This window comes from Arthrobacter sp. NPDC055138 (assembly GCF_053607305.1).
The window spans coordinates 229,908-247,415 of sequence record NZ_JBSGTH010000006.1 but is presented as its reverse complement, the minus strand read 5'-3'; the positions used below and the strand labels follow the sequence as shown (position 1 = coordinate 247,415).

At 65.8% G+C, this 17,508-nt stretch carries 15 protein-coding genes; 4 read left to right on the top strand and 11 right to left on the bottom strand.

Annotated features, from left to right (window positions below; genetic code table 11):
* Positions 1 to 2: 2 nt before the first annotated feature.
* A complete protein-coding gene (locus tag ACWF5H_RS16045) occupies positions 3 to 455 on the bottom strand; it encodes a VanZ family protein (protein ID WP_452038067.1) in 453 nt (150 codons plus the stop codon).
* A gap of 211 nt (positions 456 to 666) precedes the next feature.
* Between ACWF5H_RS16045 and ACWF5H_RS16040 the strand changes: the two genes are divergently transcribed.
* Positions 667 to 2,187, top strand: coding sequence for a M20/M25/M40 family metallo-hydrolase (locus ACWF5H_RS16040; protein WP_452038065.1), 1,521 nt, complete (start codon positions 667 to 669; stop codon positions 2,185 to 2,187).
* A gap of 39 nt (positions 2,188 to 2,226) precedes the next feature.
* Here the strand turns inward: ACWF5H_RS16040 and ACWF5H_RS16035 are convergent, their stop codons facing one another.
* From ACWF5H_RS16035 to ACWF5H_RS16005, 7 genes are all read right to left on the bottom strand, one after another.
* Entirely contained in the window at positions 2,227 to 3,942 is a 1,716-nt protein-coding gene (locus ACWF5H_RS16035) for a sensor histidine kinase (protein WP_452038064.1), read from the bottom strand.
* A gap of 174 nt (positions 3,943 to 4,116) precedes the next feature.
* Positions 4,117 to 5,466, bottom strand: a complete 1,350-nt coding sequence (gene nhaA / locus ACWF5H_RS16030; RefSeq protein ID WP_364651041.1) for a Na+/H+ antiporter NhaA — start codon at positions 5,464 to 5,466, stop codon at positions 4,117 to 4,119.
* 226 nt (positions 5,467 to 5,692) lie between these two features.
* Entirely contained in the window at positions 5,693 to 5,923 is a 231-nt protein-coding gene (locus tag ACWF5H_RS16025; protein ID WP_452038062.1) for a hypothetical protein, read from the bottom strand.
* A gap of 32 nt (positions 5,924 to 5,955) precedes the next feature.
* Positions 5,956 to 6,678: a deoxyribose-phosphate aldolase gene (gene deoC / locus ACWF5H_RS16020; protein ID WP_364651035.1), complete on the bottom strand. Its 723-nt coding sequence runs from the start codon at positions 6,676 to 6,678 to the stop codon at positions 5,956 to 5,958.
* Between the two features lie 114 nt (positions 6,679 to 6,792).
* A complete protein-coding gene (locus ACWF5H_RS16015; protein WP_364651032.1) occupies positions 6,793 to 6,999 on the bottom strand; it encodes a hypothetical protein in 207 nt (68 codons plus the stop codon).
* A 39-nt stretch (positions 7,000 to 7,038) separates the two neighbouring features.
* Entirely contained in the window at positions 7,039 to 8,799 is a 1,761-nt protein-coding gene (locus ACWF5H_RS16010; RefSeq protein WP_452038059.1) for a phospho-sugar mutase, read from the bottom strand.
* An 11-nt stretch (positions 8,800 to 8,810) separates the two neighbouring features.
* Entirely contained in the window at positions 8,811 to 9,611 is an 801-nt protein-coding gene (locus ACWF5H_RS16005; protein WP_452038058.1) for a purine-nucleoside phosphorylase, read from the bottom strand.
* A gap of 170 nt (positions 9,612 to 9,781) precedes the next feature.
* Between ACWF5H_RS16005 and ACWF5H_RS16000 the strand changes: the two genes are divergently transcribed.
* Positions 9,782 to 11,185, top strand: a complete 1,404-nt coding sequence (locus ACWF5H_RS16000; protein ID WP_364651023.1) for an NAD(P)H-quinone dehydrogenase — start codon at positions 9,782 to 9,784, stop codon at positions 11,183 to 11,185.
* A gap of 121 nt (positions 11,186 to 11,306) precedes the next feature.
* Positions 11,307 to 12,257 carry a response regulator transcription factor gene (locus ACWF5H_RS15995; RefSeq protein ID WP_452038057.1) on the top strand — a complete coding sequence of 317 codons (951 nt, stop codon included), beginning with the start codon at positions 11,307 to 11,309 and terminating at the stop codon, positions 12,255 to 12,257.
* Positions 12,258 to 12,281: 24 nt separating this feature from the next.
* On the opposite strand, the gene ACWF5H_RS15990 is transcribed toward ACWF5H_RS15995, so the two are convergent.
* The 3 genes from ACWF5H_RS15990 to ACWF5H_RS15980 all read right to left on the bottom strand — a co-directional run bounded on the left by ACWF5H_RS15990 (position 12,282) and on the right by ACWF5H_RS15980 (position 15,835).
* Positions 12,282 to 12,653, bottom strand: a complete 372-nt coding sequence (locus ACWF5H_RS15990) for an Hpt domain-containing protein (protein ID WP_364651017.1) — start codon at positions 12,651 to 12,653, stop codon at positions 12,282 to 12,284.
* Positions 12,654 to 13,030: 377 nt separating this feature from the next.
* On the bottom strand, positions 13,031 to 15,454 hold the full coding sequence (locus ACWF5H_RS15985; RefSeq protein WP_452038135.1) for a Tex family protein: 2,424 nt from the start codon (positions 15,452 to 15,454) through the stop codon (positions 13,031 to 13,033).
* Positions 15,455 to 15,529: 75 nt separating this feature from the next.
* Positions 15,530 to 15,835 (bottom strand): hypothetical protein, encoded by a 306-nt coding sequence (locus ACWF5H_RS15980; protein WP_452038056.1) that lies wholly within the window; start codon positions 15,833 to 15,835, stop codon positions 15,530 to 15,532.
* A gap of 258 nt (positions 15,836 to 16,093) precedes the next feature.
* Between ACWF5H_RS15980 and ACWF5H_RS15975 the strand changes: the two genes are divergently transcribed.
* The gene (locus ACWF5H_RS15975) at positions 16,094 to 17,497 is read left to right on the top strand and encodes an MFS transporter (RefSeq protein WP_364651011.1); all 1,404 of its coding nucleotides are present in this window, start codon (positions 16,094 to 16,096) and stop codon (positions 17,495 to 17,497) included.
* Positions 17,498 to 17,508 lie beyond the last annotated feature (11 nt).

Here is a 17,508-nt window from a genome sequence, read left to right as displayed (position 1 = left end):
CTTTATCGCGTTACCGGGCGCCGGTTACGCCGGTGCTCCAGCCAGGCGTACGCCAGCACCGTACCGATCGCGGCACCGAGCGTGTTCACCCACACGTCCTGCAGGGACGCATGGCGGCCGGGTAGGAATGACTGCTGGCACCATTCGATGGCCACGGAGAACAACAACGCGCCCGCCGGCGTGAGCCAGCGCCATCCGGATGGCAGCAACAGGGCGGTGAGGAAACCCAGCGGGACGAACATCACAACGTTGGCCCCGGACTCGACCAGGTTGTAGTCGAACCAGGCAGGGGCGCCTGCGCGATGCAGCGCTGAGAGGACGTGCTGTACCAAGCCGTTCGCCACCGCGTCCATCGGCGTGGGCCACAACACGACGAGGCCGAGCCCAAGGAGGTAGACGGCCAGCAAGGTGGCAGCGGGGAGGCGGCCGCGTTCCGGCGGTGTGCCACGCCGCATGGGGGTCCTTTCGTGCAGGTTCACCGTGCTGAAACAGGACTGGCAGCAGGTCCCCGTGCTATCGGTGAAGCCCTTTTGCTGGATCTTTGTTCGTTTCAGCACCGAAACAGTTGCCAACTCTTTTGCAATTGCTTCAGATCGGATAGCTTCCGGGCAGGATCCTGCTACGGGGATAGCGGGGTCCATCATCGCACCCTACGGAGGAACCAGTATGAAAACCCACCGTTTCAGGCGCGGAGCGGCCATCACCGCCGCCACCGCTTTGGCCTTCGGCATCGGGCTGCCAGCCCAGGCCGACAACGGGACAAATACCAGCGCCCTGCGAGAAGCCGTCACCGCTGAGAACATCTTTAGCCACCTGCAGGCCCTGCAGGACGTGGCCGATGCCAATGGCGGCAACCGCGCCGCGGGTACCCCCGGGTATGAGGCATCGGCCCAGTACATCGAAGAGCAGCTGGTGGCCGCCGGATACACTCCGCTGCGCCAGACGTTCTCCTATGAACGCTTCGTGCTCAACAGCGCGGACTTCGAGCAGGTGGCCCCGACGCCCACGGTGTATGCCGCGGAAGAGGACTTCCTGGGCATGGACTATTCAGGATCCGGCGACGTCACCGCACCGGTAACGGCAGTGGACGTCAACCTGGCCGGTGACAGGGCCTCCACCAGCGGTTGTGAGGCAGCCGACTTCACCGGCTTCCCCTCCGGAAACATCGCATTGATCCAGCGCGGCACCTGCGACTTCGCCCTGAAGGTGTCGAATGCCGCGGCGGCGGGAGCCGTGGGCGTGGTGCTTTTCAACCAAGGAAACGGGGGGACGCCGGACCGGCTCGACCTGTTCGGCGGCACGCTGGGCACGCCCCAGGCCATCCCGGCGGTGACCACCAGCTTCGATCTGGGGGCCGAGCTGGCCGGCACGGATGGTTTGGAGGTGCGGATCGCGGTGGACGCCGAAATCGTCCAGACGGAGACCTTCAATATTCTGGCCGACACGGCCGGACGCGCGGACCGCACCGTTGTGGTCGGCGCGCACTTGGATTCGGTCCCCGAAGGCCCGGGCATCAATGACAATGGCTCGGGCAGCGCGGCGATCTTGGAAACCGCGCTGCAGATCGCGGCCAGCGGCGACGAGCCGCGGAACCGGGTCCGGTTCGCCTTCTGGGGCGGGGAAGAAGACGGGTTGCTCGGTTCCGAGTACTACGTGTCCCAGCTGACCAAGAAGGACATCAAAAATCATGCGCTGAACCTGAACTTCGACATGGTCGGCTCGCCCAATGCCGTCCGCTTCGTGTATGACGGCGACGGCAGTGCGTTCGGGCTGACCGGGCCGAACGGGTCCGCCAACGTCGAGCACATCTTCGAGGACTACTTCGCCTCGCAGGGACTGGCCACGGAGCCGACGGCCTTCGATGGCCGCTCGGACTACTTCGCCTTCATCAACAACGGCATTCCCGCCGGAGGTTTGTTCACCGGTGCAGAGGAGATCAAGACCGATGAACAAGCAGCCATCTACGGAGGCACGGCGGGCGAGGCCTATGATCCCTGCTACCACCAAGCTTGCGACACGGTGGAGAACGTCGACCCCGTGGTCCTCGAACAGATGGCCGATGCGATTGCGCACACCACGCTGACCTTCGCGGAGACCACTTCGGCGGTGAACGGCACGGCCAAGGGCAACGGCAAGGGAACTGACAGCAGCAAGATGCTGTTCAAGGGCCACCAGGCCATCCGCTAACGGTCGGGCATCATCCGGCCAGCTGCCGGCACCAGCGGCTTATGCCGGCAGCTGGCTCAGGGAGGCCGTCTCCGGGCGGCCTCCCTTTTCGCCCCGCTGCGGGATTGAAACCCGGAACGTGGTGCCGACTCCGAGCACGCTGGTGAAGGTCAGCGTGCCCCCGTGCGCTTCGGTAATCGACTTGCTGATCGCCAACCCCAACCCCAGCCCGGGAATGGCAGCTTGCCGGACCGAACTGGTCCGGAAGAACTTGGTGAAGACTTCCGCCTGGTCGGCTTCGGACATGCCCATCCCGGCGTCGCTGACCTCCAGCACGGCTGCGCCGTCGGATTCCAGCGTCCGCACGGTGACCCGGCCGCCGTCGGGCGAATACTTGATGGCGTTGGAGAGCAGGTTGTCCAGAACTTGGCCCATCCTGGTCGGATCGATTTCGGCGACCAGCCCCTCGGCGGCGTCGATCACCAATTCCACGCCTGCGTGTTCCGCCCTCGGCATGGCCGAACTCACGCTGCCGGCCACGACTTCAGCCAAAGCGGTGCTGCGCGGTTCTATGCTCAGCGTCCCCGCCGCCGTGAAGAGCAGGTCTTCCACTAGTTGGAGCAGCCGCTCGGAGTTGCGCATCGCAATGTTGAGCGAATGGCTGACGTGCTGCGGCAGTTGGTCGGCGTCCTCGAGGGCGAGATCCAAGTAGCCCATGATGGAGGTCAGGGGTGTGCGCAGCTCGTGCGTGACGCTGGAGACGAACTCTTCCTTGACCGTCAGCGCGTTGACGAGGTCGGTGACGTCGCTGAACGCCATGACGGTCCCGTCGAACCGGCCTGCATCGTCCTGCATGGGCCGGGCCGTACACAGCATGGCCCGCTGGTTCTCACCGGCACCAATCCACACCAAAACGTCCGAAAATGCTTCCCCGCGCACGGCACGGCGGATGGGCCGGTCTTCCAGGGCGAAAGGCGTGACCCGGTCGGCTTCGAAGACCAGCAGGTCGGCCTCGTCCGGATTCTCGATTCCCTGGGGCCTGGCCACCGAGCGGTCCCGCTGCTGTTGGACGTTGCTCAGGATGTCCTGTCCTTCGGCGTCGGTGACGAGGACGCCCACGGCAACGGCGTTCAAAACGGTATCCAGCCGGCGAACGTGGACCTTGCTCTCTTCTAGCAGGGCCCGCAGCTCGCGGTCTTTGTGAGCCAGCGTTTGTTGTTGAGCCGTAGAGCTCAAGGCGAAAACGGACGCGGTGATGGAGACCGCCAAGGTCACAATCGGGATCAGGGCTGGACCCACCAATGCTTCAGCTGTCACCGGATCCGGCCCGGCAAACACCGGGATCCAGATGATCAACAGCGGTGCAACGAAACTAATAATACGGGCGGCGGCGGGAGCGATCTCCGACCATGCCATCCAGAAAACCGGGAAGATGGCCAGCAGACTGATGCCGGAGAGTTCCGTCCCGCTGCCCTGGCGGAGGAACCCTATGGCGACGAAGTCCAGCAGCGGGATCACCCAATAGGAGGGATAGGGCAGCCGATCCCAGGGGACGACGGCACTCAGGATCCACAAGAGGCCGATGCCGACCAGTCCGCCGATGAAGTGCGGGTTGGACAGCAGGTCCGGGAAGAACACTGCAGCAAGCAACGCGGTCAACGCCACAGACAGGCACAGCGGCAGATGGCTCAGCACCACGCGTGCGCGCAGGGAAAGCTCGTGGAACTGCTGGCGTCCGATCAGCAATGACAACAGCGGGCTTGGTGCGGCAGACATGCTCGAAGATCCCCTACTCCGGCAGCCCTCCTGCCGGCTACTCTGCGGGGCCCGGGCTGGCCATAACTGGTTCAGTATGGCACGGGCACGGGCACGGGTGCGCACAGCGGAACCGTACGGTGTGTGACGCGGGTCGCAGAGGCAGCGCCGACGCGGGCCGGAGTCGGCCCCGGGTCAGTTGGTAGCGCGCGGGTCCTGCTGATACACATCCGGCACGCCGTCCTGGTCGGCATCCGCGGTTTCAAGCTCCTCGACCTGCCGGTAGTGCCGGTTGCGGGCGCGCAACAGGACGGCGGCCAGCAGGGCCGAGACCAGCGAGCCGGCCAGGACGGCCACCTTGGCATGGTCGTGGTGCTCGGAGCCGAGCGTGAAGCTCAGGTCGTTGACCAGCAGCGACACGGTGAAGCCGACGCCTGCCAGCACCGCAACGCCCAGCACATCGATCCACTTCAGCGAGGGATCCAGGCTGGCCTTGGTGGACTTTGTCAGCACCCAGGTGGTGAGCATGATGCCCAGCGGTTTGCCGATCACGAGTGCTGCGGCAATGCCGATGGCCACCGAGTCGGTGAAGGTGCGGCTGATGCCTTCCCAGCCGCCGAGGGCCACACCGGCGGCGAAGAACGCGAAGACCGGCACCGCGAACCCGGTGGAGAGCGGCCGGAAGCGGTGTTCCAACTGTTCGGCCAGCCCGGGGCCGGCTTCCGGCCCGCCGTTCTTCTTGCTGCGCAGCACCGGGACCATGAAGCCGAGCAGCACGCCGGCGACTGTAGCGTGCACGCCGGAGGAGTGCATCAGCGCCCAGGTGACGATGCCGAGCGGCAGCAGAATGACCCAGGCGGCCAGATGGTGTTGGGCGAAGAACTTGGGGAATTTATGTGACAGGAACGCGAAGGCGCCCAGCGGGAGCAACATCCACAGCAGGTAGGGCACCTGCACGTCGGACGAGTAGAAGAACGCGATGATGGCGATGGCGATCAGATCGTCCATCACGGCCAAGGTCAGGATGAAGATCCGCAGGGCGCTGGGCAGGTGCGAGCTGATGACTGCAAGGACAGCGACGGCGAAGGCGATGTCGGTTGCCGTCGGGATGGCCCAGCCGCGCAGTGCTTCGGGGCCGGCGCTCAGGTTCACCATCACGAAGATCAGGGCGGGCACCGCGACCCCGCCGAAGGCCGCGGCAATCGGGACGATGGCCCGGGCAGGGGAGCGCAGGTCGCCGGCGACGAACTCGCGCTTGAGTTCCAGACCGGTCAGGAAGAAGAAAATTGCCAACAAGCCGTCTGAAGCCCAGTGGCCGATGCTGAGGTTCAGGTGCAGGGCCTCGATGCCGACCTGGAAGTCGCGGATGGCGAAGTAGCTGTCGGCTGCGGGCGAGTTGGCCCAGACCAGCGCCGCAACGGTCGCGACCAGTAGCAGGATCCCGCCGACCGTTTCCTTGCGCAGCAGCTCGCTGATCCGGAGGAACTCTGGGTAGCTGCCTCGGCTGAGGATGGTCTTCTGGCCGGGAGATGGGGGAGTGGCCATGCATGGCTCCTGACTTTGGTCGCCCTGAGGGCTCGTTCAATGACTTGACGACCAGTCTTCCCGTCACACCGTGTGCCAGTTTACACGCCCATCGTTGCTCAGGCGCCGGGAACCGTTCGGACGGAACCGCGAGGAGGCGCCGCCGTCGTGCTTAAAAGCGCCGGGCGCGCAGCCGGGGGCAGATCCTGCCGTGCCCTGGCTGCGCGCCCGGAAAGCCTGTGTTGGCTCAGGCGTCGTGGTGGGTGTCGGAGCGCCCGAGGATCTGCTTGGGAATGAAGAACGCCAGCGCGAACAGGCCCAGGCCGATGGCGAACGCCGGGATGGGGCCGATGACCGATTCCAGGCTGAAAGCGTAGAGGGAACCGAAAAAGATCAGCATGATGACCACGAACGTGATCAGATTGCTGGCCAGATGTCCCTCGCCCGAATGGGTGCGCTGCTTGGGATGGGCTGCCATGGGGTGTTTCTCCTCGATAGTGCGATGCGGCATCAGTAGCCGCCGGCGGCTTGCTCACCATTAACAATAGCCACTGATGAGCTGGCGCCAATTCGTGTTGCGCCGGCCCGGAGCATTGCGCGCGCGTCGTCGATGGAGCGCACGCCGCCGGAGGCCTTGACGCCGAGCTGCGGCCCCACGGCATCCCGCATGAGCGCAATGTCCTCAACGGTGGCTCCGCCGCCGCTGAACCCGGTGGAGGTCTTGACGAAGTCCGCGCCGGCTTCGGCCGCGGCTTCGCAGACCATCCGCTTCTGCTCGTCGGAGAGCAGGTGGGTCTCCAGGATGACCTTGAGGATGGCACCACCGGCATGTACGGCCTCGGCCACGGCCGCTATGTCCGCGAAAACGGCGTCGCGGTCATTTGCGCGGGCGGCGGCGATGTCGATCACCATGTCGATCTCGTCGGCACCGTCCAAGTTGGCGCCGCGGGCCTCGTAAACCTTCACATCGGTGGGCGTGGCACCGAACGGGAAGCCGATGACCGAGCAGGTCTTGACGCCGGAACCCTTGAGCGTGCTGTGCACCAGGGCGGTCCACAAAGGGTTCACGCACACGGCGGCGAAGTGGTATGCCACCGCCTCCGCGCAAACTGTGAGGATGTCCTCGCGGGAAGCTTCGGGCTTCAGCAGGGTGTGGTCGATGACCGAAGCGATCGACGTCGGGTCGTGATAGGTCTCGCTCGGCGCGGATCCGGGTGTGCTGTCTTCAGACATGGCCATCCCTTTCATCTGCTGGGTCCAGGAACATCCATCCTTGCATACCGCGGACACCTGCTGGGGAAGCTCAGTGCACAGCCCCGCCCGGGCAGGCGACGCGGGGCCTACCTGTCAGTGCCTGCCGCCCGTCGGATGGCCGTGTTGTTCGGCATCGCGTCGGTGCTCCTCGAGTTTGTCCTCGGCGTCCTTCCGACGGCGGGCGATGGCGCGCTCGTCGTCCGCCGGGCCGTGTTCCTCCGACGCTCTGTGTTCCGGCCTGTCCTCGGGGCTTGGGTGCCTGCCCGGCGAGGCTGGCGAATAATCCTCTTCGATGGCCATGGCAGCATCGTCCCACAGTCGTGCCTAGCGCAAAAGGTGCTATTCCGCCAGTCCGAGGGCTGCCCGGATATCAACCTTGATCGCTTGCAGAGCCTCTGCGGCCTCGGCGCGCACGGACTGCAGCTGCTCCGCCGATCCGACCGGCCGGATGACCTCCAGATAACACTTGAGCTTGGGCTCGGTACCGCTGGGCCTGATGATCACGCGGGTCTGGTCTTGGCTGAGGAACAGCATCCCGTCGGTGGCCGGCAGTGCTTCGCTGCCCAGGGACAAGTCCGTGCGGGCCGTCACCGGTGACCCGGCCAATGACGGCGGCGGCTGCTCGCGGAGCCGGTCCATCATGGCTGGAATCAGGGCAAGGTCCTCCACCCGTACGCTGAGCTGGTCGGTGGCGTGCAGCCCGTACCGCAGGGCCAGTTCGTCGAGCATGTCGAAGACGGTGCGGCCGGAGGCTTGCACGTCGGCGGCCAGTTCCGCGAGCAGCAGGGCCGCGGACATGCCGTCCTTGTCGCGGACCAGATGCGGTGCCACGCAGTAGCCCAGGGCCTCTTCATAGCCGTAGACCAGGCCGGGGACGCGGGAAATCCACTTGAAGCCGGTGAGGGTCTCCACGTGCTGGGTGCCTGCGTCGGCCGCGATCTTGCCCAGCAGCCGGGAGGAGACGATTGAGTTGGCGAAGACCCGGTCTTGGCCGGGCGCGCCGTTATCGGGGGCCAACTGGTCCTGGCCGGCCAAACGAGCGGAGATGTGTGCGCCGAGCAGGGCACCGACCTCGTCGCCACGAAGCATCCGCCAGGCGCCGGTCGACGGATCTTTGGCTGCCAGGGCTGCACGGTCCGCATCGGGATCGTTGGCGATGACCAGATCGGCATCGACGTCCGCCGCGGTCTCCAGGGCCAGGTCGATGGCTCCGGCTTCTTCGGGATTGGGGAAAGCCACGGTCGGGAAATCGGGATCCGGATCCGCCTGCGCGGCCACCACCGTGACGTCAGTGAATCCAGCCTGCTCAAAGACGGCCCGCATGGTCGCCCCGCCCACCCCGTGCATCGGCGTGAGCACGATTTTCAGTTCCCGCTCGGGGAACAGCCGGGGATCGGCCAGCGCGGTCACGGCCGCTGCGTAGTCGCCGGCGATCGCGTCGGGCAGGACTGTCCAGCCTTCCTCGGCCAGGCGGATCGATTCCAAGGCCGGGCCGTAGTCGATCCGGGCGGCAATTTCGGCGTCGTACGGTGCCACAATCTGGGCGCCGCGGCCGCCTTCGTTCACGGCCCGTCCACCCAGGTAGACCTTGTAGCCGTTGTCATTGGCGGGGTTGTGGCTGGCGGTGACCATCACGCCCGCTTCGCAGCCCAGTGCCCGGACCGCGTAGGCCAGCACCGGTGTGGGCAGGGCCGACGGCATGAGGAAGGTTTCGATGCCGGCGGCCGTGAAGATGGCGGCGGATTCGGCGGCAAAAACATCCGAGTTCCGGCGCGCGTCGAAGCCGACCACGGCGCGCGGGGTGTACTCGCCGCCGGCGGTGTCCAGCAGGAACCGGGCCAGGCCTGCCGCGGTCCGGCGCACCACCACCCGGTTCATCCGGAACGGACCGGCGCCCAAGGCGGCCCGCAGCCCGGCCGTGCCGAAGGCGAGCGTGCCGGAAAACCTGTCAGCCAGTTCGGCCCGGGCTGCTGTGGCCTCCGGGCCGTCGCCGTCCGCAGCCGCTACCAGATCCTGCAATTCCCGGCGGGTCTGCGGGTCCGGGTCAGTGCCCAGCCAGGCGGCGGCCGCGGCCATGAGCTCGTCGGTTGTTGCGGTCATCTCGCTCCCGTTCACAGCTTGGCGACGATGCCGGCCAGCAGCCGGGAGATCCGCGGTCCCGCGGCGTGTCCCGCCTCGATGACCTCGGCGTGGCTGAGCGGGGTGTCGCTGATACCGGCGGCCAGGTTGGTCACCAGTGAAATACCGAATACTTCCATGCCCGCGTGGCGGGCGGCGATGGACTCCAGTGCCGTGGACATACCGACCAGATCGGCACCGATCCGCTTGGCGTACTGCACCTCCGCCGGCGTCTCATAGTGGGGCCCGGTGAACTGTGCGTACACACCTTCGTCCAGACTGGGGTCGACCTCCCGGGCCACAGTGCGGAGCCGCTGGGAGTAGAGGTCTGTCAGGTCAACGAAGGTAGCCCCTTCCAGCGGAGATGCGGCGGTGAGATTGATGTGATCGCTGATCAGCACCGGCGTACCCGGCGCCCAGGCCGGGTTGAGACCGCCGCAGCCGTTCGTCACGACCAGGGTCTTGCAGCCGGCGGCCGCGGCGGTGCGCACGCCGTGGACCACTGCGCGCACGCCCTTGCCTTCGTAGTAGTGGGTGCGGGCCCCGAGCACCAGAACACGTTTGCCGTCCGGGGTCAGGACGGACTGGATGGTGCCCACATGGCCCTCCACGGCGGGGGCGGAGAACCCGGGAATGTCCGTGGCCGGAATCGTGTGCGTGGTGTCACCGATGAGGTCGGCGGCTTCGCCCCAGCCGGAGCCGAGCACCAAGGCCACATCATGTGCGGGAACACCGGTCTGCTGGGCGAGGAAAGCGGCTGCCTCGGCGGCCAGTTCAAAGGGATCTGTAGTCACAGCACCTAACCTACCCGCTGCCCAACTGCTGCTGAAAGCAGAAGGGGCGGCACCGCCTTCGTCGGCTTGATCATTCTGGAAGTCCGCTGCCGGCGCCGATGCGGCCGCCGCGCTGCTTCCGACCGCGGCGCAGGTTGAGGCCGTGGTGGGCATGAGACACAATGAAGTCCGTGACTAGCCAAATAGATTTCAGTGCCCCGCGTCTGGTGATCCTGGGCGGGGGCCCCGGCGGGTATGAGGCGGCCATGGTGGCCAATTCACTCGGCGCCAAGGTGACCATCATCGAGCGGCAAGGACTTGGCGGCTCGGCGGTCTTGACCGACGTGGTGCCGTCCAAGACCCTGATCGCCACGGCGGATGCCATGCGGCGGGTGGCCAGCGCCCACGATCTGGGTGTCCGTTTTGATGAGCACTCGAAGGCTGCCTACGCCGACCTGCGGACGGTGAACGACCGGCTGCTCAAGCTGGCGGAGAGCCAGTCGGCGGACATCCACCACGGCTTGGAGCGTGCCGGTGTGCGGGTCATCCTGGGCGAGGGCAAGCTGTCCGGTCCGAACGCGATTGTTGTCACCACCGACGCCGGGACCCAGACCGTGGAAGCGGATGCCATCCTGCTGGCCACCGGTGCAACGCCGCGGGAACTTCCCACTGCCAAGCCCGACGGCGAACGGATCTTCAACTGGGCCCAGGTGTACAACCTGACCGAGATTCCCGAACACCTGATTGTGGTCGGATCGGGCGTGACCGGCGCGGAGTTCGCCTCCGCCTACCGGATGCTGGGCACCCGGGTCACCCTGGTCTCCTCGCGAGACCGGGTGCTGCCGGGCGAGGATGCGGACGCCGCCGCGGTGCTCGAGGACGTCTTCGCCCGCAGCGGGATGACGGTGCTGTCCAAGTCCCGCGCCGCCGGTGTGGAACGAACGGACGACGGCGTGCTGGTCACCCTGGCCGACGGGCGCGTGGTCGAGGGCTCGCATTGCCTGCTGGCCGTTGGCGGTGTTCCCAATACCGCCGGGATCGGGCTGGAAGAGGCCGGCGTGGCCTTGGCGGAGAGCGGCCACATCAAGGTGGACGGTGTCTCCCGCACCACGGCGCCCAACATCTACGCGGCCGGCGACTGCACCGGTGTCCTGGCCCTGGCCTCCGTGGCCGCCATGCAGGGCCGGATCGCGGTGGCTCACCTGCTGGGCGACTACGTCAAGCCGCTGAAGCTCACCCAGGTGGCATCCAATATCTTTACCAGTCCGGAAATCGCCACCGTCGGCGTCACTGAGGAGGATGTCGCCTCCGGCCGGTACCAAGGCGACATCATCAAGCTCTCGCTGAACACCAACGCGCGGGCCAAGATGATGAACGTTTCCGACGGCTTCGTCAAGATCATTGCCCGCCGCGGTTCCGGCACCGTGATCGGGGGAGTGGTGGTGGCCCCGCGGGCTTCCGAATTGATCTTCCCGATCGCCCTGGCCGTCACGCAGAAGCTGCACGTGGACGACGTCGCGAACACCTTCACCGTGTACCCGTCGCTGACCGGATCGATTTCCGAGGCCGCACGGCGTCTGCACGTTCATCTCTAGGCGGCAGACTCCGCCGTCATTCCGGCATAAAGTGCGCCAAATTGTCTGACTTTGCGACTACAATCACCAATTAGTAGTGATTGAAACGATGAACCAGAGTAGATCAGTTGGGGGACAAGGAATGAGCGAGCAGCGAACTGCCGTCATTGTGGAGGACGACCTGGACATCAGGGAGCTGATCTCGACGGTGCTGTCCAGCTCCGGGTTCACGGTCCATACTGCGTCCTCCGGCATGGAAGGCGTTGCCGCGATCAAGCGCCACAACCCGGACGTTGTCACCCTTGACCTCGGCCTGCCGGACATCGACGGCTTCGAGGTGGCCCGCCAGGTGCGGCGCTTCAGCGACACGTACATCATCATGTTGACGGCGCGCGCCGAAGAGCTGGACACCTTGTTGGGCCTGGAAACGGGCGCCGATGACTACCTGACCAAGCCGTTCCGCCCCCGCGAACTGCGCGCCCGGATCACCGCCATGCTGCGGCGCCCGCGTGCCACCAAGGACAACGACGGCGGTGCCGCCGGGGGCGGCTCGACGCCGTCGGTAGATGTGCCCGCAACCACCGCTGCTCCGACGCCGGAGCCCGTTCTGCAGGGTGCCGGAGTGGGCGGCGGTGCACAGGCCGGACTGCAGCTGTCGTCGTCGGGCGGCCCGGTTCCGGCCGCTGCCGGAGGCGGCACCTCGCTTGCGGTGGCCGCCCAGGCCGGCGTCGAGCACAGCCTTGCCGCCCCGGTCCCGGTCGCTGACGGCGTGCTGGAGCACAACGGGATCGTGGTGGACAGCCGTGCCCGGACGGTCATCCGTTCCGGACGCGAGCTTGACCTGACCCGCAGCGAATTCGACCTGCTGTACGCCCTGATGGAAAGCGGACGCGTGGTACGGACCAAGGCCGATTTGGTGCGCCGCCTGCGCAACGAGCCGTACAACACCGGCGGCTACATCTCCGACTCGGACGAGCGCACCATTGAAGTGCACATGGCCAATCTTCGCCGCAAGCTGGGCGACGACACCAAGGCCCCGCGCTGGATCAAGACGGTCCGCGGTGTGGGCTACAGCCTGGCACCCAAGCGGTAACCAGCCAGGCCGGGTGGCAGCTGCCTACGCCAGGTGGTAGCTGCGCAGCTTCGCCGTCGTCGACATCCCGCAGGCGCGCAGCTCATCCAGCAGGGTGGCAGCAGCATCAAACAATTGCCCGTGGACCAGCCCTTCGAGATCCTCGGCCATCCGGCCAAGCCGTCCTGCCCCCACCATGCTGCTGGAGATCTTCAAGCTGAGGATGGCATCCATGGCGTCTTCGGCATCCCGCGCCAACACCGCACCGGACACCCTGCCGTAACGGTGATCCCACAGCTCCACATAATTGGTGATGAAGCGTCGGCGCATGCTGCCGTCGTGGTCGCCGAGATCCGTCGCTAGTTTCTCCAGCACGGAGTCCAGCACCAGCGGAACCTCGGCTGCAACGGCGGTCATGCCGTCACCTCGGAGCCGGAAGCGGAGGCGCGCCCAGAAGCGAGCATGGGGCGGCACTCCTTTCGAGTTGGTTGCGATGTCGAACTATCTCTTATCGTAAGCGACAGTCACGTCCAGCCTGCGCGAGCGCGCCCAACCTTGGTAACTCTTGAGCACCAATTGTGGCTGCCGTGGGTTTTCGAAAACTGAGCGAGTCTTTCGGAAACCTCAGGCGGACCTTAAGCGACGTCGGCCAGAGTCTTTGTCAGAGGTCACAGGTGAGCCAAGCCTGGACCCAGTCTCCGCAAGTCCACCATCCGCTGGGAACGGCAGCCCGGCACCTTGTGCATCACCCGGAGGGAGTGCTCCGGCGGCGGGAGGTGCTGCGCTGCCGTTCTCTATTTTCCGAGGCCTGCCCGCCGCAGGGCCTCGGCCATTGCCGTGTTCGCGGAAGCTCCGTTGCCGGGCTGCCGGTCGTCATTTCTGCCGGGCTTCTTGCCGTCGCGGCGGCCGGACCTGCCTGCACCTGAGCCTGGACGTGGGCCTTCCCTGCGGGCATCTCCGGGGCGGCCCGCCTGGCCGGAACCCTGCCGGCGCGGCTCCCCGGTGGGAACTTCGTCGTCAAGCCGGAGGGTCAGCGAGATGCGCTTGCGCTCCGGGTCGGCCTCCAAGACCTTGACCTTCACCACTTGCCCGGACTTAACCACGTCGTGGGGATTCGAGACGAACTTGTCCGACATCGCGGAAATATGGACCAGCCCGTCCTGATGGACGCCTACATCCACAAAGGCGCCGAAGGCGGCCACGTTGGTCACGGAGCCTTCCAGCACCATGCCCGGCGTCAGGTCGGAAATCTTCTCCACGCCATCGGTGAAGGTCGCGGTGGTGAAATGCGGGCGTGGATCGCGTCCTGGCTTTTCCAACTCGGAGATGATGTCCACCACCGTCGGAAGGCCGAAGCTGTCGTCGACGAACTGTTGGGGATCCAGCACAGCCAGCGACTGGCCGCCTCGTGCCGCCCCCGTGGCGGTGGTGCTGGCCGCGGCGAGGATCTTCCGGGCGATGCCGTATGCTTCCGGGTGCACGCTGGAAGCGTCCAAAGGCTCGTTCCCGCCGGTGATGCGAAGGAAGCCGGCGCACTGCTCGAAAGCCTTCTCGCCCAGCCGCGGGACCTTTTTGAGATCGGCGCGTTTGGCAAACGGTCCATTGGCGTTGCGGTAGGCGACGATGTTTTCGCTCAACTGCGAACCGAGACCCGCCACACGGGACAGCAGGGACGGCGACGCGGTGTTCAGGTCCACGCCGACCGCATTAACACAGTCTTCGACCACTGCACTCAGCGACCGCTCCAGCTTGGTGGCGGTGACATCATGCTGATATTGCCCGACGCCGATGGACTTGGGGTCAATCTTGACCAGCTCGGCCAGCGGGTCCTGCAGGCGACGGGCGATCGAGACGGCACCGCGCAAGGACACATCCAGTTCCGGCAGTTCCGCCGAGGCCAAAGCCGAGGCGGAGTACACGGATGCACCCGCCTCCGAAACCACTAGCTTCTGCAGCTTGCGGGTGGACCTCATCAGCTTGATCAGTTCGGTGGCCAGCTTGTCCGTCTCCCGTGAGGCGGTGCCATTGCCAATGGCGACGAGCTCGACGGCATGCTTGTCCGCCAGCCGTGCCAGCGAGGCCAAAGATTCATCCCATTTCTTGGCCGGAGCATGCGGGTAGATGGTATCGGTGGCCACCACTTTGCCGGTCCCGTCGACGACGGCGACCTTCACGCCGGTGCGCAGCCCGGGATCCAACCCCAAGGTGGACCGGTTTCCGGCCGGCGCCGCCAGCAGCACGTCCCGGAGGTTGGCAGCGAAGACCCGGACAGCCTCGTCCTCGGCCGCGGTAAACAGCCGCACGCGAAGGTCAATGGCCAGCTTGACCAGGATCCGGCGCCACCCCAGCTGGGCGGTCTGCATCAGCCAGCGGTCCGCCGGCCGGCCGCGATCGGCCACGCCCATGCGCGATGCCACCGCGTTCTCAAACCGGCCGCGCGCCTGTGCGTAGTCCTCGGCATCAGCGGGGTTGCCCTCGCTGATGTCCAGGTTCAGCACGCCTTCCTTCTCACCGCGAAGCAGGGCCAGCACACGGTGCGAAGGAAGGCCGGCGGGGTCCTGGGCGAAGTCGAAATAGTCGGCGAACTTTTGGCCGGCTTCCATTTGGCCCTCGCGGACCTCGGCCCGCACCAGGCCTTGCTTCCACAGCCGTTCCCGCAGTTCAGATACCAGATCGGCGTCTTGGCTGACCTGCTCCACCAAAATGGCGCGGGCGCCGGCCAGGGCGTCTGCCGGCTCGTTGATGGCGTGTTCGGGATTAAGGAATGGTGCCGCGGCTGCCAGCGGATCCTGCGACGGATCCGCCAGCAGGCCGACGGCAAGCGGTTCCAGCCCGGCCTCGCGGGCGATCTGGGCCTTCGTCCGCCGCTTGGACTTGTAGGGGAGGTAGATATCCTCGAGCCGGGCTTTGGTGTCCGCCTCGTTGACGGCGGCCTCCAGTTCAGGGGTGAGTTTGCCTTGGCCGGCGATGGCCTCCAGCACAGCGCGACGGCGGTCTTCCAACTCCCGCAGGTAGCGCAGCCGCTCTTCGAGATCACGCAACTGCGCGTCATCCAACGTCCCGGTGGCTTCTTTGCGGTAGCGGGCGATGAACGGGACGGTGGCACCGCCGTCGAGCATCTCCACCGCTGCCTTGACCTGCCACGTATTGACTCCCAACTCTTGGGTGAGCTGGGCATAGATCCGCGCGCTGAGGGCGGCCGGATCTTGAGGAGGCAGGGTCGTGAGGAGGGCGGGCTGTTCAAGCGCGGATGTTTCGGTCACCGATCCATTGTGCCGTATGGGCAGCCTCCCTTACCTGTCGGGATAGTAGAAGGCGTAGTCATCGTAGGGATCGCGCCAACTGGATTCGTCGCGGTGGATGCGCCGTACCTTTCCGGCGGGGACCCACGCGGTCCGTGAAGAACCCCGTGTATCGATCCACTTCACCTGCACGCTGGTTTGGTCCCAGGAAATCGCCTTGGCATCGAGGGTGCCGCCGTCCAGCTGCACCCGAACATAGGGCTCGCGGCAGTAGGCCTCGCGAGCGGTGCGTGTATGGCGTGCCCGGGCGGTCATGCGCGGCTCGCCGCGGTTCTTCGCGTAACTGCTGGCAGTCACAACATCCACTTTAGTCACGTCCGAAGGATGCCAGCCGGTACTGACAAGGACCCGGTCCGCGATCCCTAGGCCGGTGACGTGCGCAACAGCATGCCACGTTCGCCGTGTCGCGGCTACCGGTGACCTCCCCAACTGCGCGCGAAGTATGAGCTGCGTCTCTCTATCACAGGTGTCCACATAATGAAATGAATGTCCGGAGTTCGGACACGGTGGCTTAGAATCTATCCGATATTCACCCGAGCGAAAGCCGTCATTTCAATGTCCACACCAGCACCAGTCACCAAGGGGGCGCCGGCCGCGCCGGTGAACTCCCGCGGCCGCGTGATCGTCGCCAGCCTCATCGGCACGTCCATCGAGTTCTACGACTTCTACGTCTATGCAACCGCAGCCGTGCTCGTCTTTCCCGCGCTGTTCTTCCCGAATGCCAGCGGCGCCGTCGCACTGTTGAGCTCGTTTGCGGTCTTCGGCGTGGCTTTCATTGCCCGCCCGCTCGGATCGATTGTTTTCGGACACTTCGGCGACAAGTACGGCCGCAAGGGCACCTTGGTGGCCTCGCTGCTCACCATGGGCATCGCCACCTTCCTGATTGGCTGCCTGCCCACCGCCCAAGTGGACGGCTGGTCCTTCTGGGCCCCGGCCCTGCTGGTGGTCATGCGCTTCGCCCAGGGCCTGGCCCTCGGCGGCGAATGGAGCGGCGCAGCGCTGCTGGCCACCGAGAATGCGCCGGCCAACAAGCGGGCCATCTATGGCACGTTCCCGCAGTTGGGTGCGCCGATCGGCTTCATCATCGCCAACTCGCTGTTCCTGTTACTGAGCATCAACCTGACCAACGACCAGTTCATGGACTGGGGTTGGCGCATTCCCTTCCTGGCCAGCGCCGTGATGGTGATCATCGGCCTGTGGGTCCGCCTGAAGCTGGTGGAGACCCCGGCCTTCCAGAAGGTCGTGGATAAGGGTGAGGTGACCAAGCTGCCGCTGGGCCGGGTCTTCAAGTCCAGCTGGCGCCAGCTGATCCTGGGCACGTTCATCATGCTGGCTACGTACGTGCTGTTCTACCTGATGACCACCTTCACGCTCTCCTACGGCACTGCAGCAACCAACGTCGAGGACGCCACCGCCAAGGCAGAGGCGGCCGGAAAGCCGTTCGACCCGGACACGTTTGCCGCCGGTCTGGGCTATGCCCGCAATGACTTCCTGCTGATGCTGATCATCGGCGTGGTGTTCTTCGGAATCTTCACGCTGGTGGCTGGGCCGCTCGCCGAAAAGTACGGCCGGAGGAAGACCCTGATCTGGGTAACGCTGGGCATTGTGGCCTTCGGCTTCCTCTGGGTGCCCCTGTTCGGCGGCGGCTTCGCCGGCACCATGGCACACCTGATCATCGGGTTCACCCTGATGGGCCTGACCTTCGGGCCGATGGGAGCGATCCTGCCGGAGCTGTTCCCCACCAACGTGCGCTATACCGGCTCCGCCGTGGCCTACAACTTCTCTTCGATCCTCGGCGCTTCAGTGGCTCCGTTCATTGCCGTGGCGCTGTGGCAGGCCGCGGACGGGAGTACCTTCCTGGTGGGCCTGTATCTCAGTGCAGCCGCAGTGCTCACCCTGATCGCCCTGCTCCTGAGCAAGGAGACCAAGGACATGGACTACGAGAACCAGTCCAGCTGACTGGTTCGCTG